Here is a 20514-nt window from a genome sequence, read left to right as displayed (position 1 = left end):
TGCGCCCTTCGGATGCCGCTCTTGTCGAGCGGCCGGGATCATCCACGAAAGCATCGCCCTTGGCGATTGTAGGATTCACAGTAGTGCGTTCCGCACCGACATCCGGAAGATGGGGTCCGAAAGACAAGCTTTCGCACCCAAGGAGACATCCGGACATGAAGAAACCATCCTCGAAAATCCGCGACGAAATCGCCAGGCTCCAGGAGCAATTGAAGCTCGCCGAGACCCGGGAGGCCGAGCGCATCGGCCGGATCGCGCTTAAAGCCGGGCTCGGTGAGATCGAGATCGACGAGGGTGAACTGCAGGCAGCATTCGAGGATCTGGCGAAACGCTTTCGCGGAGGCAAGGTCCGTTCGACCGGAGGGAAGGGGGCAAGCGGCGCAGGCGAGGGCAGCGCGCCCGCCGCGCAGAACCCGCCTGGTACGGCTGAGGGCAGGACTGGCGAGGCTTGAGCGGATGCGAAGATCCACGACATCAGATGCCCGCAAGAAGGACACGCGCGAAAAGATCGAGCTCGGCGGCCTGATCATCAAGGCGGGGCTGCGCTACGAGAAGCGCGCGCTGCTGCTCGGGCTCCTCATCGATGCCGCCGCGCGCCTGAAGGGAGACGCACAGGAGCGCTCACGGCTCGCCGCACTCGGTGCTGAAGCGTTCGGAGAGAGAGATGACTAGGATCCTGCTGTTCGTAGCGCCATGCGCGTTGATGATGCTGATGGCCATCGGCATGACCGGGACCGAACTGTGGCTATCCCACTTCGGCAAGAGCGATGCCGCCCGGCAGATGCTCGGCCGTGCCGGCATCGCTCTGCCCTATGTCGCCGCGTCCGTCGTCGGCATCATCTTTCTGTTTGCGAGCGCAGGCTCCGCGCGGATCAGGACGGCAGGATGGGGCGTTGTCACGGGCGCGACAGCGACGCTCGTCCTAGCGGTCCTGCGCGAGGCATCGAGGCTCTCCGCGTATCTCGAACAAGTCCCGGCCGGCAAAACCGTCTTCAACTATCTCGATCCCGCGACGGCGATCGGGGCTGCTGCCGTGCTGATGTCGGCGCTGTTCGGCATGCGTGTGGCGATTGCCGGCAACGCGACATTCGCGAGGGCCGAACCGAAGCGCATCGTTGGGAAACGGGCGCTGCACGGCGAGGCCGACTGGATGAAACTATCGCAAGCCGAAAAGCTGTTTGCCGAGAGCGGCGGCATCGTCATCGGCGAGCGCTACCGGGTCGACCGGGATAGCATCGCGGCACCATCGTTTCGCGCCGACAGCGCCGCGAGCTGGGGAGCGGGCGGCAAGTCGCCGCTGCTTTGCTTCGACGGCTCGTTCGGCTCGTCGCACGGCATCGTGTTCGCCGGATCCGGCGGCTTCAAGACGACATCGGTCACGATCCCGACGGCGCTCAAGTGGGGTGGCGCGCTCGTTGTCCTCGATCCTTCGAACGAGGTTGCGCCAATGGTGTTGAAGCACCGTGGCGACGCCAACCGCGACGTCTTCGTGCTCGATCCGAAACACTCGGAAATCGGCTTCAACGCGCTCGACTGGATCGGCCGGTTCGGGGGAACGAAAGAGGAGGATATCGCCTCCGTCGCATCGTGGATCATGAGCGACAGCGGTGGCGCGCGTGGGGTCCGTGACGACTTCTTCCGCGCCTCGGCCTTGCAGTTGCTGACGGCTCTCATTGCCGACGTTTGCCTCTCAGGCCACACGACGGAAAACGACCAGACACTCCGGCAAGTACGCAAGAACCTGTCCGAGCCAGAGCCCCAACTGCGCCAGCGGCTGCATGAAATCTACGACGATTCGAATTCGGATTTCGTCAAGGAGAATGTCGCAGCCTTCGTCAACATGACGCCGGAAACCTTCTCGGGCGTATATGCCAACGCGGTCAAGGAAACGCACTGGCTGTCCTATCCGAACTACGCCGCGCTGGTCTCGGGAACTTCCTTTTCGACGAGCGATCTGGCGGACGGAAAGACGGATGTCTTCATCAACATCGATCTCAAGACGCTGGAGACGCATGCGGGCCTGGCGCGCGTCATCATCGGCGCGTTTCTGAACGCGATCTACAACCGCAACGGAGAGATGCAGGGAAGGGCACTGTTCCTTCTCGATGAGGTGGCGCGCCTCGGCTACATGCGCATCCTGGAGACCGCGCGCGACGCCGGCCGTAAGTATGGAATCACGCTGACCATGATCTACCAGTCGATCGGCCAGATGCGCGAGACCTATGGCGGCCGCGATGCGGCGAGCAAATGGTTCGAGAGCGCAAGCTGGATTTCATTCGCCGCGATCAACGATCCCGAGACTGCCGACTACATCTCACGCCGCTGCGGCATGACGACCGTCGAGATCGATCAGGTCAGCCGCAGTGTCCAATCGAAAGGATCGTCGCGCACGCGGTCGAAGCAACTCGCCGCCAGGCCGCTGATCCAGCCGCACGAGGTGCTGCGCATGCGGGCCGACGAGCAGATCGTCTTCACCGCCGGAAACGCGCCGCTCAGATGCGGACGCGCGATCTGGTTTCGGCGTGACGATATGAAGGGGTGCGTGGGCGCGAGAGCGTTTTCGAAAGCAGCGAACCCCGCAGAGAATTCGCCCGATCGGCCGGCGCGCAGCGCAGCGAGCAAGGCCGATCGAGAACAATGAAGAGTATCGGAGAAATCAGCGTGGGCGTCCGCCGAAGGGCGGGATTTCTGGAATTCTCGTCGTGCAAGGAGCGGGAAAAAGCGCAGCCGCAGGAGCCTCAACATAGTGGCCCACACCGGGGAGGCGGGACCGACTGCGCCCGCTCCTAAACTCCATCTGAGGCCGGCTTGTTCGTAAAGACAGAAGAAACCGGGCTCGACGTAGATTGATGCGAACAGCAGAGGACAGGCACGTGGCGAAATCGAATGTGGTGCCGTTGAGACCGCGGCGCAAATCCGGCCGCGGGAGCGATCGATATCGGCCGCAGCGAAAATTCCGAACTGGACAGAACGGCCCGCGCAAGTCGCTGATGGCGGTCATCTCAGCCATCATCATTGGAGCAGGCGGATGGTTTGCCTTTGCCGGCGCCGGCGATCTTTCTGGCATCTTAGCTTTGGCCAAGGCGCCGACAACGGATACGTCGCAGGCCACGTTTTCGTTGTGCGGCGAGAGCGTGCGAATGAACTGCGTCGTCGATGGCGACACTTTCTGGTTTGGGGGAGAAAAAATCCGCATCGCTGACATCGACACGCCGGAGCTCAGCCCACCGCGCTGCGAGGCGGAACGGATCAAGGGCGAGGCAGCGAAAGCGCGCCTGCTGGCGCTTCTGAACGCCGGCAAGTTCTCGTTGTCAGTAGGCTTGCGGGACGAGGACAAGTATGGCCGAAAACTCCGGACCGTTACACGGGAAGGGCGCTCGCTCGGCGACCGCCTCATCGATGAAGGTCTTGCCCGGCGCTGGGACGGCGCAAGACATGGATGGTGCGGGTGAGGGGCTGCGAGAGGATCGCACCTGGATGGGCGGAGACCGTTTTCGGGCACCGTGAGCATCGCGAATAGAGCCGTGCGCCGCAGGCGTCTCGCCCAAGAACCGTCGGCTTTGCACGACCGAGGCCCGATATCCATCTGTTGATAGTCACGTTAGCGCGCTCGTGACCCGCGATAGTAAAAGCGCTCGACCAGCGCAGCACCCAGAACCGGCAGCAGCGCCAAGACCGCAAGCTGGAACATCCCATCAAGGCCGAAGAGAATGGACACAGCGACCGCGACGATGGCGCCCAACAATGCGCCGATGACATAGGGAAGATAGCCTTTCATGTGACATCCTCATGCTATTTTCGAAATTTATGATCTTCTCGGAGGTGAAATCCCGGCGAAGTGAGAAACCTGCGCCAGCGCACGCCTAAAAAAAGCGAAGCTCCCTGAAATTAAACCTCTATCATCTGATGTCGGCGGCAGTCGAAGACGCTCATTGTGCCAAGCCCAGCCTCGAAAGGAAATCCCGCGGAATTGGTTTAAGTTCCTTATCGATGGTCGCCATCCGCACGGACCGTCATCAGGCAAATTCGAGCAAGGCCATCGTGTCCGGTCGCAGGTCATCAGCGATATGAATCGATCCTTGCCGACCGATTCATAAGTCTCGTTGGACGCGATTCCCGGCATAGGCGATTCTTGTCTCATGATCGCGCAACCGTACCATCTTTATGTCGAACGCTCTGACGCCGCCAGAAACATGGCGCGCTACTACGCCATGTCGATCGAGCCCAACCTGTTCGGGGATGTCTGCCTGCTCCGGAAATGGGGCCGCATCGGCACGAAGGGTCAGATGATGGTCCACCATTTCGGGCGGGAAGAGGAAGCAGTCGAACTGTTTCTCGACCTGCTGCGGCAGAAACGAAAGCGCGGCTATCGTCCACGCACCTCCGTGCCAACATGAGAATGGCCCGCCGAAGCGGGCCTCATCGGCGCCTGTTCCAGTCGGTCTCGAAGGACATCTCGATCTCGACGAAGAACGGGATCTTGACGCCGAACATATTCCGGTTCCGTATCGCACCGAAAAAGCCGGCGGCAGGCTCGATGTCTGTCGTCGGCTTGCCTATCTGGCCAGTCGGCCCCGCCTCACGTTGGGGCGTTTCCGGCTCAGTCCCGGTTGGTGATGAAAATTTCGAAGCGCCGTTGCGGGTAGCGAGCGAGGCGCAGCCGGTCCGCGTCAGACGTGCCCCATCGAGGCGCCCCTGGAGCCACGAATAACCAGACAAAGGGACATGACAGTGGCGGCCCACGCCTGGTAGATTTCGCAATGCGATTCGGCTGCTTCGCCTTCAACGTGAAGCCGTTCGCTCTCATAGCAAGGCTCGCACACCCTCCAGTCAAAAGCCAACAGGCTCTTTTCGGGTGGGAAAATGATTGCTATATTTGCGGAAAGGTTGGAGCAGACATGGCCAAAGTCGTCGTCAAAAAATTTGGAAGTGCCAAAGTCGGCGTACGCGATACCGCGGTCACGCAGAAACGCGTGCGTGACGCAGGTACCGGGCAGTTTCTGACTGTTCGGACGATCGACGCGCAGAGCAAGACGCTCGGAAAAGATCTGAGCTACGTGTTCAGCAAGAATGTCGCCAAGGCGCGTCGCGAGAACAAGGCTGTAACTGGCGTCCTTGATCGTGCTCCCATCGAAGATTGAGCAGCCAGTCTTCCTGATCATCGCCGGGCCAAATGGCTCTGGGAAAAGCAGCGTGTACGAGAATGCCGACCTTGAAATGGAAGGTCGCTCAGTCTGGATCGTAAATCCGGATCTACTGGCTGCCAGAATCAGCAAAGTCGAGTCCAGACCGCCGCTGGAAGCCAACCTAACCGCGGTTCAACGGATCGAGTCTTGGCTTGAAGCGTCGATCAACGTCCACAAAACAATCGGCGTCGAAACAGTCCTGTCGACAGAGAAGTATCGACGTCTCGTGGTAGCGGCGAAGGCGCTCGGATTCGCGGTCTGGTTCTTATATGTCGTCGTCGATAGCCCCGAGCGCTCGATCGAGCGGATCAAGTTGCGCGTAGCCAAAGGCGGACATCCGGTACCCGACGAAAAAGTCCGCCAGCGGTACCAACGGTCCCTTGAGCAATTTCCCTGGTTTCTGGAACAAGCCGACAAGGCCTGGATCTGGGACAACAGCGGCGCAAAGCCGAAAACGATCGGCGAGAAGTCTGATGGGGTCATTGAACTCGACGTGCACGCTCTGGAGGTCGTTGCCAAAGCGGTTCGGTCCATCGCAACCGAATAAGGAGTCGTGATTCGCTGACAAGATCGCGTCAGACCACGGCCTGACGAAGGTGCAGGGAAAGGCGATCGTCGAAGCTGTATTTGCGGCGATCACGGCCGCTGCCACCTCCGGCGCCGAGACGTTCATTCCCGGCTTCGGGAAATTCAAGGTGAAGCATACCCCGGAGCGCGAAGGCCGCAATCCGTCGACCGGTGCGGCGATCAAGGTTGCTGCGGCAAGAAAGCTGGGCTTCCAGCCTGCCAAGGCTCTGAAGGACGCCTTGAACACGTAAGGGTTTGCGGACCGCTTTTGAGCCGGCCTTTAACCGAGAGATCGACGGCCCCGCTTTAGCGGGGCCGTCTGCGTGTCAGTCCCGGTTAGGGCGGGACCAGATCAGCTGGTAGCCCTCTTCGCCCTCGACCTCTGTGAGCGTCGCGTAGATCGGGGCAGGGAAGCTCGGATCGTCGAGCTTGACCGAGAGGTAGTCGCGGTCCTGCTCGGAGCGCTTCTGCCAGGCCGCGCCCAGCTCGACGTTGCCTGCGTAGATGCGGAAGTGCGGGCCCTTGTCGGAGGGGTTTTCGATGCGGGCGATGCGGGCCTTGACGTTGAGGGCGAGCGTGCGGATCGATCCGTTGAAGCCGGTTTCGGAGGTGGTGAAGGTGCCGATGGTTGCCATTGTCGTATTCCTTTGCTGTCTCGGGCCGCGCCCATCGCGGCCTCGATGGCTGTCGCAAGGATCGGGGACGATCGGTCCGCACCCGTAGGGCCGAAATGAAATGGCGGGCGGCGAGGAGAAGCTTTGTTGCTCCGCGAGGAATGAGCGCATCGCGCTCAGCGGAAGAAAGTTTCGCAAGGCCGTTGCGGGAAGACGATCGAGGCGAAGCCGGTCTTCGATCAGACATGCCTCATCGAGCCCGCGAAGGACGTGGCTTGCTGCAGTGCTCGAAGGGATATGGCAATGGCAGCCCGTCCCCGGTGCCTGCCCGGACGCTACAACGATCAGTCCGCTGTCTTGTCCACATGCCTAGCCCAAACCTCGCAGAACCACCCAGCGTGAGGGCGTTGCATTGCCCGCTCCGCGCTATCGCGGCGCCTCGCGAACCGTCGCCTGAGGATCTATACGTCAGCAGACAAAGCCGTTTATCGTCGAAATCAAGCCGTCCCGGAAGCTCAAGCCGATCGACCGGACAACCTCGATCTGGGGCAAACTGGACCTCGCGGCTGATCGTGACGCGCCCCCCGACCGACGGGCAAGAGTTGCCGACCGCTGGCGAGGCCAACGACCGGCGCTGACAAGTCTTCACGCGACGAGCCGCTCGTCGGCTGCGGCGAGCTGCAGCGAATGCAGGAACGCTACGGCCCGTTGCGCATGCGCCGACGCCTGGAATATCGCCCGTCTGTCGTCGGTCAGGACCTTAAGCCAGGAGTCGAGGTAGGAGGCGTGATCGGGGCGGGGCTCGAGCTCGGGAACAATCCCGAGATCGGCGCAAAGGAAGCAGCTACCGAGCTCCGCTATCAGTTCCTCGCGGGCTCGCTCGGATTTGTCCTTGGCATAGCGGCTGAGGTCGCGAGCGAGGCGGTGGGCCGGCGCCGTCCAGTGCGTGACCTCGTGGCTTAAAGTCGCGTAGTAGCTTGCCGCATCCTTGAAGCTCTCAAATGGTGGCATCTGGATGAGATCGGCGGCAGGCGCAAAGAAGGCCTGGTTGCCGCCATGGCGGATTGCAGCGCCGGTGTCGCGGAAGAACCGATCGGCATGCCCAACCCGTTCAACCGGATCGAGAACCGGTGCCGGCCGGTGATGATACTGGTCGGGAAGTCCGTCGATCTGTTCGACGTTGAAGACGCTGTAGGCTTTCAGGAAAGGGATCTCCCGCTCGACCTCGCCGCCGTTCCCGTCGGTTTCGGACTTGGTGAATCGGCTTGCGAAGACGACGGTCGTGCCGGTCTCGCCCTTGCGCACTGCGCCGCTCAGTTCCAGGGCCTGCTTGAACGTCATCCATGTGGATGACGTATAACCCCGTGTGATACCCTCCGACCATAAAAGCAGCACGTTGACGCCAGAATAGGGTTGCCCGTTGTAACGCAGCGGGCGGGTAATGTGGCCTGCCGTGTTCGCCGAATTCCATGGTTTCATCCAGGGCCGCACGCCTTTCGCCAGGTCTTCGATGATCCTGTCGGTGATGCGGCTGTAGAGATCGCCCCGCTGATTTTCGGTCTTGCTCATATCCAAACCTCCGTTTCAAGGCCGCGCCCGTCGCCGCCCGTTACGGAGGGCGAAAGCAGGAGCAGATCAGCCGGTGGATGCACCGGAACAGCCGCAACGCAGTGGAGGACGGCGAAGCCGTTGCATCCGCCGGCGGCTCCTGCAGACCCGACGAAGGAACGTGCGGCGACGGGCGTGCCATCGGCTTCATTTCTTTTTCCTTGCTGGCCGGGTTCGCAAAACGACAACAGGCCGGTCCCGCCATGGAACCGGCCGGCTCGAGTTGATGGAAAAGGCGGGGCCGGAACCCCGCCGGAAGTGGCTAGTCGAAGGCGGAGATCTGCGCTTCGGCAGCCTTGCGGTCGAGCGCGCGGCCCGGTTGTTCGACGGGACGGTCGAACGGTTTCCAGCTCTCGCCGATCACCTGGACATAGGCGGCGACGGCGCCTTCCGCCGCCATTCTGAGCGAATGGGCCTGTATGCCCATGTCGGCGGCAAATTCGCGCTTACGCTGGGCGGCGCTGTCATAGCCGACGGGACCGTCGAGGTCCTCGTCCCGGGCATCGTTGGCGGCCTTGGCCGTGGCATCGCGTGCCTCGGTGACCGCGCGGCTGTAGAACTGGCCGGCGCCATGGGCGGAGCCGACGTAGGCGCCGACGATCCGTTGCAGGTGGATCTGCATGGCCTTGTCGCCAAGGCCGTCGCCGAGCGCGTCGGCTGTCTCCGTGACGAGCCGCTCGTGCAGGTCGCGGATGCCGTCGCTGTCGATGACGGCGGTTCCGAAACTCTCGGCGATCTTCAGCGCCTGCATGGCGTCGGGGCAAGTCAGCCGAACCATCTCGACGGTGGCGCCTTTGCGCAGTTGCACGACACGCGTGGATTGCCGGGATGAGGGAGTGGACTTGGCCATGGTCGTTTCCTTTCGAGGTCGTCCGAAGCGGCTCCGGCCCCATGCCGGCTTGCCCTTCGGTGCGGTCACCCCGGACCGGCGGAAAGACGGGCGCCTCAAGGTCCGGCCCCTCCTGGACGAGCGGAGCCGGTTTGCGTGCGAAGAGGGCAACCTGTCCTCGATAAAGCACGCAAGCCTGCTCCGTGAAGGACGGCGGGGTCCGGCCGCTCCGCGGCGCGATAGCGGCCTGGAAGCGCACGGCCGCCGGTTCAGACCGCAGCAAAACGAAGGGCAATCCGGCATGGGGAGGAAGGTGACGTCCTCAAATCAACGACAGGCGCTCCCACGAAAGGCTGGTGGCGCCGAGGCTGCGCTCGCCCTCCTTGCGGATCAGCCGGCCTCGGCTGTTACGGGCCTCCTCCGCCCCATCAGCTGCCGGGCCGGTCTGACCGGTGGGCTTCCTGACCTCGGGCATCCGGCAGTGGACGCTGTGCACCTTGCCCTCGCGATCGCGGTACAGTCGCCTTTGCCTGGCTTGCCGTAGACGCGTTCGGCTTTCTTCGGCAGGTCCGGCTGGCCCCAATTGTTGACTTCGACGATGGTACCCTTCTTCGGCACGTTGCTCGCCATCCATTCCTGCTGGGCGCCAAGCAACTCTTCGACATTGGTGGTATAGCGATTGTCCTCATCGGCAGGGCCGAACAGGTCCTCCGCCCACTCGATCCCATAGGCCTGGCGCAGATCGTCGCCGAAGCTTGCATCACGTGCATACATACGGGTCTTTGTGAGACCGTTGGCGATCTGCCACCAGGCCGCCGTTCGCCTTTCTTCGGCTAGTGGGCCTTCCAGACCTCTTTTTGCTCGTCGTGCGAGGCGGCCGCAATCGTTCTGAGCCGCTGCTCGTTCGGCATATCGCCCTTGGCTATCTGATCGAGCATGGAGGGCAAGAGGTTTGCGAGCAGACGAAGCTTGCGGATCTGGCGGACGGGAAAGGCAAGCGCTACGGCGACCGCCTCCTCGGTCCAGCCGAGCGCGACCAGCCGCTCGATGCCGCGCATTGATCGATGGGATTAAGGCACAAGCTATATTCTCGGTCATCGAGCGCATCGCGCCGTTGTCGTTGGCCACCGCGACCACGACCACGTCGATTTCCTCGATACCGGCGGCGATCGCCACACTGGTGGGGCGGTGACCGGCTTCGATGATGTAACCGTTGCCGCCGGCTTCCGGGAAATGACCGGCGCTGGATCACGCCGACGGCCTTGATCGTCGCCAAGCAGGGCGTCGGCCTGGGGCGTCGACTTCGACTGGCGCGTGTTGTCGGGGTCGTCCTTTAACGCACGCGGATCGACCTTCATCAATTGCATGGGATATTCCTTTTCGAGGATTGGACAGGCCTCTGCCTGTCCTTCGCGTCTTCATTCCTTCCGAAGACACAACCCGAAGCGCGGAGCGGGCAGCCGGGTGCAACTGCGGCCGAGCATCGCTGCCGCGAAGGACGAGCGGAGCTGACAGCCCTGCGAGGACCAGTGGCCGCCATTGCGAGCGGCGCGGTTGAGCGTCAGCGACGCCCGGCTACTCGATCTGCGAGTAGTCTTCCTCCATCTTTTCTTCCATTTCCATTCGCCTATCCCTTGCTCTCTCACCACAAAGCTTGGAGGATGCGGCGAACCAAAACGTGCTGATGGAGACCCGTACTAAACGTCACTTGGCGCTTTTCTTGGCAGAAGGTTGTTTGACGCGGATGCGCAGAGGTCTGCTGTCCGAATGGTCTATCTCGAACGCATTTGTCTTCTTCACGAGGTCGCTGAGCTTCCTGATGTTCGGGGATCGAAGTCTGAAGAGAGGTTCGCAAGCTGCGTTCCGACTGCGCCGAGCGGCACCCAACCATCCTCACTCTCCATCTGCGCGATGACCTTTCTGATGATCGGCGCCGCTGCGCTTGGCGGCTGGAGCGAAGGAGTTGCCTGAGTAGCATCTCCACCATTTGTAGGCGCTGAAGGGAGGAGGTTTTCAGTGTAGATAAACCTCCGGCACGCCTGGCGGAAGCTTTCGGGCGTTTTCTGCTCGCCAAAACCGAACACATCGATGCCTTGCTCACGGATCCGAGAGGCGAGGCGTGTAAAATCGCTGTCGGAGGAAACAAGGCAAAAGCCGTCGAAGCGCCCGCTGTGGAGGAGGTCCATGGCGTCGATCACAAGTGTGATATCAGAGGCATTTTTACCGGTCGTGTAGGCAAATTGCTGCTGCGGAATGATCGCGTGCCTGGCAAGGACGTCGATCCAGGCTTTCGAGCGAGCGTTTGCGAAGTCACCGTATATGCGTCGGACGCTCGCCTCGCCGATTTTGGCTATTTCCTCGAATAAGCCGTCAACGATCTTGGCCGACGCATTGTCAGCGTCAATTAGTACAGCAAGTCGCGGTGAACGTGTTTCAGGCATTCGATAGCTCCAATCTGTCCCAATGGACCGAAGACCACAAGATGGACAAGGGGCCCATGCCTCACAAGCCCGAAAGTGTCAGATGCTATCGGACCACGCGCAGTTTGCTGGCAAGGGGAGTCGCGTCAGGATCGTGCGCGGATAAATCGTCGGATGACCTGAACAAAAAAAATGGGCCAGCGAAAACCGCGGCCCATGAAGCGTGAAGGTCAATAAACCTCCAGAGGGGAACAGCTGCTGCGGCGGCACTGGGAGGAAATCCGCCATGTGCATCAGCTGTGTGCACTATGATTAATTTTTGATCGGAAGGAAAACATTTATTGTGCAATGCAGCTATGCGCGTGCTGCACCGCCACGGACGACCCATCGAGACGGGCTTGATCGTCAAGCGGCGTCAGACGTCCCCGCCGTTTCCCCGCGCGCCGCGGTCGCCAGGACCTCATCGACCTCCCGAACCTGTTGGCGCTTGTCGGAAAGGTCGTCCGCGAACGCGAACATGCCGCCGTCGCGCGAGCGATAGGAGACAAGACCGCCGCTCGGCCTCGTGCAAGCGATACCGATAGCGCTCCTGCGCCTCATCGACACCGTCGAGCGCATGCTCGAGCCGTGAAACCGCGCCGAGCGGCGTCATGGTGACGGCAAGATCGAGCTCCTGGGTTGCGCCGGTGCGCTGCAGCAGGGTTGTGTAGTGATAGCCGTCGATTGCGGTAACCGCCATACGTCGCGGCATCGGCGCTGCCGCGCGCAACCAGGTCGCGCACAGATGCGATCGGCGCGGGGAGGTGGCGCAGTTGGACCGGCAGCTTGGCGGCGACTTCGTCGTACACCTTGTCGGAGAGGTCGCAGTAACCGTGGAAGTAACGGATCGCCTCGTCGATGCGCAGCGCGAAGAACACGTATGTCACCGAGCCGGTGAGGAATTCCCGCATCGCGAACAGCGAGCCGCGGATCCAGATCGGCGGCAGGATCTCGAACATGTAATCGTGCTCGGCCTCGGGGATTTCGAACCATTCGCCTGCATAGAGCGGAGTTGCGTCACGGTCCCGACGATCGGGTCGCTGGACGTGGCGGTCGAACGTGGGAAACATCTGCTGGCGGCTTGCGACGCCCTGAAACACTTGCGGAGGGAAGAGGCCATTTGCGGCTCCTTGCGCGGGCGGACCAAGCGCGGCTCAGTCCTCTCGACCCTGCCATCTTCTTCAGTCCTTCGTGATCCGTTTCCTGCCGCCGGCATCGCGACCTCCCGCATCCAGGGCTGGCTTTAGCCGGGAGAAGCCTCCCTTGACGCGGCCGGCTCGCCTGCGGCACGCCTCTTCCTCTTTCGCTTCTTCCTCCAATTTCTGTTTCTCGCTGCCCCGCTTCGGGCGTAGCTTCTGAACTTCGTTCCAGTCTTCTTGTGACGGGCGAAGTCGCATCCAGTCGCATCCCGCCTCCTCGGCAAGTGCGCGTAGTCGCTCGGCAAACATCTCGCCTTGTGGGTTGGCGTCGGTGGCAGCGACAAGCTGGACGTTGGGGCCCGACGCAAGCCTGCGGAGTGCCGCGGCCGTGGTCGGCGACCAGCCGCCGCCGGTGCTGAGGTAGAGTGTGCCGTCTCGCAGGCCCTCGATTGCCGCAAGGCTCATCGCGTCGATCGCAGCTTCCGTGACGGCCAGTCGCACCGCTGCACGCGACCCCAGACGAAAGAGAACCTTCGTTCCTCCCGAGGCGAACCCGCGGTATTGCGGACCGCGCGCCTCCCAGCCTGTGACACCGCCTGCCTCGTTCGTATGGGCGGCCCACATGGTGCCTTGCGGACCTTCGCGAAGAAGGTTGCGTTTGATCGCCGAGCATAAAAGAACCGTCGGCAGGCAACGCACGTCCTGCAGGTACCGCCATGTTGATGAACCCCGCCAGGGGCGGCGGCGCGCCTGCCAGCGATCGCCAAGCGGAAGGTCGGATTGGCCGTCCGGAATGCCAGGCTGCCACTCAGCCTTGGAAATATGGAAGCCTATGAGGTCCGCGACCTTTGCGACGCATGCCGAAAAGCCAACACGGTCAAGGTGCTCGACCAATCCAAAGATATCGCCTTTCGCATCGCTGAGCGGATCGAACCATCCACGCCCTCCATGCGTCACGATGATGATCTCACTGCCGCGGCGGTACTTGACCGCCCGCCGGGTGCTTTCCTTGACGTCAATGGCAAACCCGTTCTTATCCAGCACGGCGGCGCAGCTTACCTTGTCGCGAAGCGATTCTATTTCTCTTCTCTCCATTTTCCTTCCGATCGCGAAAGCGATCGCCTCCTGCTCGTCAGTTCTATTCATCGGCCACTTCAGCGGCCGCGAAGAGCAAAGGACGCAAGGGCGCGGCTGGCAATTTGGTGAATCGTGCAAGGTCGACCGCGGCGAAGCCTCCCTTGCGGCCTGCCGCTCGCTAGCGGCACGCCGCAGGCCATGCCGCCGGCTCAATGCCAAGGCGTGTATTCATGGACGATCTCAAGATCGTTCATCGGCGTCGATTGCGTCGGACGGCAGGACGCCGTTATCCGCCGTCGACGGAGAAGAGGGTGACCGGGACCATCAGGTTGCGGGAGAGCTGGAAAGTGTGGGACTGGGCGAGTGAGAGATTCGTGCGACATGTGAGTGGTTCCTTCGGAGCGGCCCAATTCCCGCTCGATCACTCCACAAAAGGCCCGCCCGGGGAGGGCGCGATCACCGCTGCGCGACGCGGAAGCGGCCGCAGCATGGCTAGCGGACCGCTCGCGGGTGGAAGATCCGGAACCGGGCCAGGACTCCATCAACAGAGAGCGGGATTGGACTGGTTAGGGAGGTGCCTCACGCAACGACGCTCGACTGCATCGACCAGGTCACGATCTGCGGCCTGCGGTCTCGAAATGCCGGGCGGATTTCATCGGCCGCCTGCCTGCGCGATGCCATCGTATCGACCGGCTTATGGCATATTTGAACTCGGTGATTCCCCTGATGAGAGAGGATTGAGATAGCCAACGATATCAGCATCGGAATGTCTTTGTTCTTAGCTTAGAGGATGGCCGGGAACAGAGGTTGCCGACTTCTATGAGGCCGCTTTTGGTGCCCAACAGATCGACTTTTGCAATCTGGATGGCGCTTTGGCGGGCTTTGCAATGCGCTTTGGCGCAATGCCCGTTGCAGTCGCTGGATCCAATCCCCGGCGCGAGCAACACCCTTCTTACGGCGGCCCTTTTTCCCGAAAGCGCTGGGCAGTCAGCGCCATTTTCACCATCAACGTGATGACATTGAGGAAACCGCCGGCGCGGTGTGACTGCCGGAGCGATTGTCCGCGATGAGATAGAGACGGACATTTCTTGGCCGCCCGAGGCCTCGATCTTCGATCGTTCGGCCCGCTCTGGGCGCTGGTCGAACGAAGGGCAGCGCGCGTCTGGAAAGCCGCCCAAGCGCTTTCCACATCGGTCGCGTTCGTCATCAGCCCAGCGATCAAAACTTTTCGATCAATGTTTATGAGATGGCCGAGGTCATCTCGTCTTTCGGTAGGTCCAAAGTTGTGCCGGCGGAATGTTGCGCATCATGAAAGCCAGGTGACGGACCTCGTATCCGGCGGGAAGCGCGACGACTGGAGAGAGCAATCCATAGGTGATTTGGACGACGGGCCGCCCTGTCGGAATCCGTTCGAGAAGATCGAGGATCAGCGACAATCGCTTTGAAGGCGGCAAATGAAGGAGGGGCACAGCGGAGATGACGCAGTCGAACTTTGCACCTCGCTGAGCGCCCAGAACGAGATCCAACGCAAAGGCGTCTCCACATCGAACGTCGACCTCGGGAAACTCCTGCTGAAGATGCCGACAGAACTCGGGCGAATACTCGATGGACAAGAGCTCCTTGGGCCCAACGCCGCGCGCCAGGATCTGTTTTGTGATTACGCCGGTTCCCGGACCCAGTTCAAGGACAGGAAGGCTGGAGAAAGGATCGATAACGCTTGCCATCTTCCTTGCCGTCGCAACGGAAGTGGGCGTTATGGCGCCTACCGCTGTGCGGTCGCGCTTCCAGCCCTTCAGGAACGCGATCTCATCCTTGAACTTCAACCCCATCCGCTGCCGCACGCCCATTTTGCCTCCGCTTTGACACCCATCAGAATCATGGGGGTGACAAACACCGTCTAAATGCGACAAATGCAAGCCCATCGACGCCATTTCCGCTCAGTTATCCTGTTTTGCTCATAAAAGAACTCGCGGCGAGCACTATACACTACCAAGCCACGCCCTTTGGTTGGCCTTCCATAGTGAAGAGCCGGCAATGGCTTTGCCCACGAAACGCTCCGATCCCGTCGGGCAGGTTCTTCATGGTCGCTGGCCGCCATGTCCGCCGTAACGCCGGCAATGCTATCTTCGACGATCTTTCCAGGGCAAACAAAAAGAGATTAGTGAGAGCGGGTTTGTTTTTCTACACTACGACGGTGCTACAGACATACGCATCCTGCAACGGCCTGGGCCGGTCTTCTTACCGTGGCGCAGTTTCCCGGGTGCACTAAAATATCATGGCGGTTGCTAAAGACTTATCGAAAAATCTGCGATAAGTTGCGGAGGGCGGATTTTTATGCAACCGTCTTGGGAGGGAAGATGAGTTCGATTGAAGAAAGTCTTCGCGCAATTGCGGAGCGGGTCAAGTCGCATTCTAGTACGATGGCGACGGAGGAAGCGGTGAAGACTGCGGTCGTTCTCCCGTTCCTGCGGGCTTTGGGCTACGATGTCTTTGACCCGTCGGAAGTCGTGCCGGAGTTCACCGCGGACGCTGTGGGGAAGAAGGGCGAGAAGGTTGACTATGCGATCAAGATCGACAATCAGATCAGAATCCTGATCGAATGCAAACCGATTTCTGTGGCGTTGGAGCGCAAGCACCTCGACCAGCTCTATCGGTACTTCAGTGTCACCGATGCCAAGTTCGCGATCCTCACAAATGGCCGGACCTTCAATTTCTACACCGACCTTGAAGCGCCGAACAAGCTCGATGCTCGACCATTCCTCGTTTTCGACATTAGCGACGTCCAGTCGGGCATTTTGTCCGAACTGCGTAAGTTCGAGAAATCCACTTTCGACGTCTCGAACATTTTGGCCACCGCAGAGCGTCTCAAGTACACTTCGGGCATAAAGCAGGTCATTTCCAAGCTTATTGAGGAGCCGAGCGAGGAATTCGTAAAGATGGTCTCGCACGATGTCTACGAGGGCAGGATAACGGCTCCCGTACGGGAAATGCTGACAGGCGTCGTCCGGACCGCGTTTCGCGAAGTGATCATGGATACGGTGAAGAGTCGGTTGTCTAGCGCTCTTGCGGAGACGCAGGAGGTCATCGAGAAGATTGATGCCCCCGTCGCCGAAGACCCTGAGGTCATAACGACCGAAGAGGAAGTAGAAGGCTACATGATCGTAAAAGCGATCGTTCGCGAAACCATCAGCGCAAAGCGTGTGGTCATGCGAGACGCTAAGTCCTACTGCGCGATACTCATCGACAACAACAATCGCAAACCGTTGGCGCGACTCCACTTCAACAGGTCAGTCAAGTACATCGGGCTCTTCGACGGGGAAAACGAAGAGCGCTTAATCGTCGATACGCTCGACCAGATCTACGAATACACCGACCGGCTGAGGGCGACGGCCCGAAAGTATGCCGCCGAAGCCGCTAAGGTAGCAGCGGAATAACGAGGTAATACGGCGCGCTCGAGCATTGAACAGCGCGGTTATCCTCTTTAAATGACCGTAATTTGCTCAAACCTCGGCCCGCTAGGTCGTCTTAGTAAGGCGGGTACCAGGACTCTCGAAAGACGAGCCTCGTGGCCGCCAGTCGACCGGTCATCGTTGACGAGCGCTATCGCTGTTGCCTACAGGAGCTTGCCGTCTAGGATGGCAGAGTAGCCCGAAATCACCAATGTCGATGAGATCTTTCGAATAGTGACTTTATTACCCGGTGCAGAACGGGTCGGGGATCTCCGGATTCAGACCGGCATAATTCGAAAGAAATGCCAGCCTTGCCATATTCTCGGGAGTTCCATCACAGTTCAGTTAAAGCACACTCATAATGATCGCTGAGGGCTCCCCGATCAGGCTGTCAACGAACCAATCAATTCGTCACGTCTCCAAAAGCGAGCGACATACGATTTTGTGGAATACGTCGACGCGGCGCACGGCGAGGAGCCATACCCCAACATTTTGATGATATGCCGTTTTTGGTGGCATGGGATTTGTACGAAATCAGTCGTGGAGGAATGCACCACGACATTGGATCCGAGGTTGGGCATCTTCTATGTTTAGCAGCGCGGCAACAATTGCAATCGAATCTGTGGCTTTCGGCAGGGGCAGTGAACCGCATGTGGCACGAAAAGCCTCCTCTGACAATCTGGTCGCAAATTTAAGGGCGCGACCAAAGCTATTCCCGCAAAGGGGTATGAGGGTATGAGCGCAAAGATTTTTCCGGATTGGAAGAAAACCAGGTTTTGTAGCTTGGTTAAACGAATTGTCACCGCAAGTTTCAGCCTGCTGCTGCTGACCGGGGTGGCACAAACCCAAGCGCTGCCAAAACTGAAGATCGATCGCAACGCGATCTCGGTGTCGGGCCTATCATCGGGAGCGTTCATGGCCTCGCAGTTGCAGGTCGCGTATTCATCAAGTTTCATGGGAGCCGGCATTGTCGCTGGTGGACCTTATTTTTGCGCTATGGGCAATCTCACCTATACGGGAATCTGCATGGGCCAAGTGCCGCGCGTTCCTCCAAATCCTGCGATGTTGTTCGCTGCGGCGGAAACGTCTTCGCGGATCGGCGCCATCGACCCGCTTTCCAACCTTGAATCAAAGAAGATTTACATTTTCAGCGGTACGGCCGATACGATCGTCAAGCAAAGTGCCGTCGATGCTAGCGTCCAGTTTTTCAAATTGGCCCGAGTTCCCGATTCAAACCTCGCCTATGTCAGCAATTACCCTGCCGGTCACTCGTTTGTTTCGAAGGTCTTCGGGAATTTGTGCCCGACCAACGCAACGCCGTACATCAACGAATGTGTGAACGATCCCCCAAATACTGCCAACGACAACAATTACGACCAGGCTGGCGCGATTTTGCAGTTCATCTATGGCAAGCTTAACCAGCCGGCCGCCAAACCAACTGGGAAGTTGAGGGCGTTCGACCAGAAACTCTACGGGGCCGCCAACCCGGTGTCGAGCATGGCGGATGTGGGGCATGTCTTTATCCCCGACAGCTGCGGCAAGCCTAGGGCCAACTGCAAACTGCATGTTTCCATCCATGGCTGCCGCCAATCGCAGCAATCGATTGGGGACGATTGGTATACCAAGCTCTATCTGAATAACTGGGCGGATACCAACGGTATCATAGTGCTGTATCCGCAAGTCAATAAGTCATTCCGGAGGCCGTATAATCCCCGGGGTTGTTGGGACTGGTGGGGCTTTACAGGCAGCAACTATGCGATCAAGGGTGCTGTCCAAATGGACGCCATTATGAAGATGATCGCTGCTCTGGGCGCCCTCTGACGGCGAAGCGCCAAGACACCTGCAGTTATCGCCGTGGCGACATCCGTTCTCCTTGGGTGGACCGAGTGTTACCACACGCGGGCATCATAACCGCGTTGCGCCTTGGGGCCGAGCTTAACCTTGACCATATTGGCGAGATTCGACGCCCTACGGCATCTTCTCCCGAGCGTTCGAAAGGAATTTCACTTCAGATTACCATCGTTCGAGAGATCGAACGTGACGACCTTCTGCGCATGGACAAAGAGGTTCTTATGAGTTTCTACACGCGGCATCGGAATGAAAATGACGCGCGAACTGTAATCCATTTGGCATCGCGCCAACCTATCTCGGTTTTGATTTTTGCGGTTTTAACACGATGGTGAGATTCCAAAGCTCTCGAACGTCTAGATTCCTAACCGTATGAGCTTATAGTGATTGTTTGAGGTCACTCCCGCTCGAAAAGTCTTGCGCGCCCTCTTGACCCTACCTCGCTAGCTACCCATTTCATCTGTCGTCGACGCCAAAAAGAGTCGACGACGTCAGGGGCGCCGAGCTTCTTGGCGTTCCTCGTATCTATGTTGCTCCGTGGAGGATGTAGCTATGAGAACAAACCTCGATCTTACCCCTTTCTATAGGTCCAGCATCGGCTTCGACCGCATATTCGATCTTCTCGAAAATGCCAGCGTTAACGCCGACAAGTGGCCGCCTTTCAACATCCTAAAACTCGGCGAAGACACGTATCGCATCGCGATCGCGGTGGCAGGTTTTGCCGAAAGCGAACTGACGATCACCCACGAGGCAAAAATGCTCGTGGTGAACGGCGCGAAGTCCGAGGACGACGAAGCACTATATCTGCATCAAGGCCTTCCCGTAAGGTCGTTTGTGCGCAGATTTGAGCTGGCTGATCACGTGATCGTCGAAGGCGCAAAGCTCGAAAACGGGCTACTCCTCATCAATCTCAAGAAGGAAACACCTGAGGAGATGAAGTCGCGTCGGATTGCCATCCAAGCCGAGACTGCCAAAGCCGCTTCAAAGCAGATTGAGGGCGCCAAAGCCTAGCGTGATGCGCACCTGCTTACTCCTCGGCTGTTCCCGAACCGCCAAGGACGTCATCGCACGACAGGAGGAAAAAAACCGAAGAAAGGATGATAGTCATGAGTGTACGTGACCTGATCCCATGGAGCCGTGGCAACAGCCAGGTTCCGAACGTCTATCGTGGCGACGACATGGACCCGTTCCTGTCGCTTCACCGCAATGTCAACCGTCTGTTCGACGAAGTCTTCCGCAGTTTCGGTCCGCCATCGTTGTTTGGTGGCACATCGCCGATTGGCGGCGAGTGGCCGCACGTAGAGATCAAGGAGAATGACGACGAAATCCGAGTGATAGCGGAAATTCCGGGCATCGATCCAGAGGATATCGAGTTGCTGCTGAAAGACGGCGTGCTTACGCTTCGCGGTGAAAACAAGTCCGATACCGAGGACAAGGATCGCGGGTTCAGCGAGCGTTATTACGGACGCTTCGAACGGCGACTGGCTTTGGGTCGCCAGCTTGATGAGAGTAAGGTCGCCGCAACGTTCAAGAACGGTCTTCTTACGGTTACGCTGCCGAAGACCGAGAAGGAGCGAGCCAACGTCAAGCGGATCGCCATCGACAACACCGAATAATACCGACAGCTGCAAGCTCGCCGGGTACAAACGCACCCGACGAGCTTCGGCAACGGCGACGCTGTCTTACGGTCGCGATCGAAAATACCATCCCGGGCGCTGCGCTTTTGGTCGCAGCGCCA

General features: G+C 59.7%; 21 protein-coding genes and 2 pseudogenes. 12 read left to right on the top strand and 11 right to left on the bottom strand.

Translation table 11 applies throughout. The features are described from left to right. Positions 1 to 155 precede the first annotated feature (155 nt). The 4 genes from traC (at position 156) to CCGE531_RS32555 (ending at position 3452) form a co-directional block, all read left to right on the top strand. A complete protein-coding gene (gene traC / locus CCGE531_RS32570; RefSeq protein ID WP_004119828.1) occupies positions 156 to 452 on the top strand; it encodes a conjugal transfer protein TraC in 297 nt (98 codons plus the stop codon). A gap of 4 nt (positions 453 to 456) precedes the next feature. Then, positions 457 to 672 carry a type IV conjugative transfer system coupling protein TraD gene (locus CCGE531_RS32565; RefSeq protein WP_004119826.1) on the top strand — a complete coding sequence of 72 codons (216 nt, stop codon included), beginning with the start codon at positions 457 to 459 and terminating at the stop codon, positions 670 to 672. Further along, positions 665 to 2641: a Ti-type conjugative transfer system protein TraG gene (gene traG / locus CCGE531_RS32560; RefSeq protein ID WP_004119814.1), complete on the top strand. Its 1977-nt coding sequence runs from the start codon at positions 665 to 667 to the stop codon at positions 2639 to 2641. Before CCGE531_RS32565 ends, traG begins: the two co-directional genes overlap by 8 nt. A 232-nt stretch (positions 2642 to 2873) precedes the next feature. After that, positions 2874 to 3452: a thermonuclease family protein gene (locus CCGE531_RS32555; protein ID WP_004119813.1), complete on the top strand. Its 579-nt coding sequence runs from the start codon at positions 2874 to 2876 to the stop codon at positions 3450 to 3452. A 149-nt stretch (positions 3453 to 3601) separates the two neighbouring features. Here CCGE531_RS32555 and CCGE531_RS34610 read toward each other — a convergent pair whose 3' ends face one another. After that, a complete protein-coding gene (locus CCGE531_RS34610) occupies positions 3602 to 3778 on the bottom strand; it encodes a hypothetical protein (RefSeq protein ID WP_015342042.1) in 177 nt (58 codons plus the stop codon). Between the two features lie 361 nt (positions 3779 to 4139). Between CCGE531_RS34610 and CCGE531_RS32550 the strand changes: the two genes are divergently transcribed. Continuing rightward, on the top strand, positions 4140 to 4397 hold the full coding sequence (locus tag CCGE531_RS32550) for a WGR domain-containing protein (protein WP_004119812.1): 258 nt from the start codon (positions 4140 to 4142) through the stop codon (positions 4395 to 4397). 22 nt (positions 4398 to 4419) lie between these two features. On the opposite strand, the gene CCGE531_RS32545 is transcribed toward CCGE531_RS32550, so the two are convergent. Then, complete coding sequence (locus tag CCGE531_RS32545) at positions 4420 to 4719, bottom strand: hypothetical protein (protein ID WP_120670996.1); 300 nt, start codon at positions 4717 to 4719, stop codon at positions 4420 to 4422. Positions 4720 to 4898: 179 nt separating this feature from the next. Here CCGE531_RS32545 and CCGE531_RS32540 point away from each other — a divergent pair, with 179 nt between their 5' ends. The 3 genes from CCGE531_RS32540 to CCGE531_RS32530 are packed head-to-tail and all read left to right on the top strand — an operon-like array spanning position 4899 to position 6004. After that, entirely contained in the window at positions 4899 to 5141 is a 243-nt protein-coding gene (locus CCGE531_RS32540) for a hypothetical protein (protein ID WP_004119810.1), read from the top strand. Continuing rightward, positions 5122 to 5733: a zeta toxin family protein gene (locus tag CCGE531_RS32535; protein WP_028755140.1), complete on the top strand. Its 612-nt coding sequence runs from the start codon at positions 5122 to 5124 to the stop codon at positions 5731 to 5733. Before CCGE531_RS32540 ends, CCGE531_RS32535 begins: the two co-directional genes overlap by 20 nt. A 22-nt stretch (positions 5734 to 5755) precedes the next feature. Continuing rightward, a complete protein-coding gene (locus tag CCGE531_RS32530) occupies positions 5756 to 6004 on the top strand; it encodes an HU family DNA-binding protein (protein WP_120670995.1) in 249 nt (82 codons plus the stop codon). 75 nt (positions 6005 to 6079) lie between these two features. On the opposite strand, the gene CCGE531_RS32525 is transcribed toward CCGE531_RS32530, so the two are convergent. From CCGE531_RS32525 to pmtA, 9 genes and pseudogenes are all read right to left on the bottom strand, one after another. Beyond that, on the bottom strand, positions 6080 to 6388 hold the full coding sequence (locus CCGE531_RS32525) for a DUF736 domain-containing protein (protein ID WP_004119799.1): 309 nt from the start codon (positions 6386 to 6388) through the stop codon (positions 6080 to 6082). A gap of 624 nt (positions 6389 to 7012) precedes the next feature. Then, on the bottom strand, positions 7013 to 7936 hold the full coding sequence (locus CCGE531_RS32515; RefSeq protein ID WP_028755179.1) for a zincin-like metallopeptidase domain-containing protein: 924 nt from the start codon (positions 7934 to 7936) through the stop codon (positions 7013 to 7015). A gap of 301 nt (positions 7937 to 8237) precedes the next feature. After that, positions 8238 to 8825, bottom strand: coding sequence for a hypothetical protein (locus CCGE531_RS32505; protein WP_065091960.1), 588 nt, complete (start codon positions 8823 to 8825; stop codon positions 8238 to 8240). Between the two features lie 394 nt (positions 8826 to 9219). Further along, a pseudogene (locus CCGE531_RS32495) lies at positions 9220 to 10171 on the bottom strand (plasmid partitioning protein); the annotation flags it as partial. A 337-nt stretch (positions 10172 to 10508) separates the two neighbouring features. Further along, a pseudogene (locus CCGE531_RS32490) lies at positions 10509 to 11245 on the bottom strand (NYN domain-containing protein). A 384-nt stretch (positions 11246 to 11629) separates the two neighbouring features. Continuing rightward, the gene (locus CCGE531_RS34695; protein WP_028755183.1) at positions 11630 to 11824 is read right to left on the bottom strand and encodes a hypothetical protein; all 195 of its coding nucleotides are present in this window, start codon (positions 11822 to 11824) and stop codon (positions 11630 to 11632) included. Next, positions 11821 to 12333: a DUF1419 domain-containing protein gene (locus CCGE531_RS32475; protein ID WP_245459586.1), complete on the bottom strand. Its 513-nt coding sequence runs from the start codon at positions 12331 to 12333 to the stop codon at positions 11821 to 11823. Before CCGE531_RS32475 ends, CCGE531_RS34695 begins: the two co-directional genes overlap by 4 nt. Before the next feature lie 111 nt (positions 12334 to 12444). Continuing rightward, a complete protein-coding gene (locus CCGE531_RS32470) occupies positions 12445 to 13548 on the bottom strand; it encodes a DUF3991 and toprim domain-containing protein (protein WP_240535449.1) in 1104 nt (367 codons plus the stop codon). A gap of 1187 nt (positions 13549 to 14735) precedes the next feature. After that, positions 14736 to 15326, bottom strand: coding sequence for a phospholipid N-methyltransferase PmtA (gene pmtA, locus CCGE531_RS32460; RefSeq protein ID WP_120670992.1), 591 nt, complete (start codon positions 15324 to 15326; stop codon positions 14736 to 14738). Between the two features lie 510 nt (positions 15327 to 15836). On the opposite strand from pmtA, the gene CCGE531_RS32455 reads away from it, so the two are divergent. The 4 genes from CCGE531_RS32455 to CCGE531_RS32435 all read left to right on the top strand — a co-directional run bounded on the left by CCGE531_RS32455 (position 15837) and on the right by CCGE531_RS32435 (position 20392). Beyond that, positions 15837 to 16913 carry a type I restriction endonuclease gene (locus tag CCGE531_RS32455; RefSeq protein WP_162944153.1) on the top strand — a complete coding sequence of 359 codons (1077 nt, stop codon included), beginning with the start codon at positions 15837 to 15839 and terminating at the stop codon, positions 16911 to 16913. A 750-nt stretch (positions 16914 to 17663) separates the two neighbouring features. Continuing rightward, entirely contained in the window at positions 17664 to 18749 is a 1086-nt protein-coding gene (locus tag CCGE531_RS32450) for a PHB depolymerase family esterase (protein WP_120670991.1), read from the top strand. A 579-nt stretch (positions 18750 to 19328) separates the two neighbouring features. Continuing rightward, the gene (locus CCGE531_RS32440) at positions 19329 to 19787 is read left to right on the top strand and encodes an Hsp20 family protein (protein WP_120670989.1); all 459 of its coding nucleotides are present in this window, start codon (positions 19329 to 19331) and stop codon (positions 19785 to 19787) included. Positions 19788 to 19882: 95 nt separating this feature from the next. Continuing rightward, complete coding sequence (locus tag CCGE531_RS32435; protein ID WP_120670988.1) at positions 19883 to 20392, top strand: Hsp20/alpha crystallin family protein; 510 nt, start codon at positions 19883 to 19885, stop codon at positions 20390 to 20392. Positions 20393 to 20514 lie beyond the last annotated feature (122 nt).

This window comes from Rhizobium sp. CCGE531 (genome assembly GCF_003627795.1).
Lineage (GTDB): Bacteria > Pseudomonadota > Alphaproteobacteria > Rhizobiales > Rhizobiaceae > Rhizobium.
The sequence above is the reverse complement of the archived record's forward strand: the minus strand, read 5'-3'. Positions and strand labels throughout refer to the sequence as shown.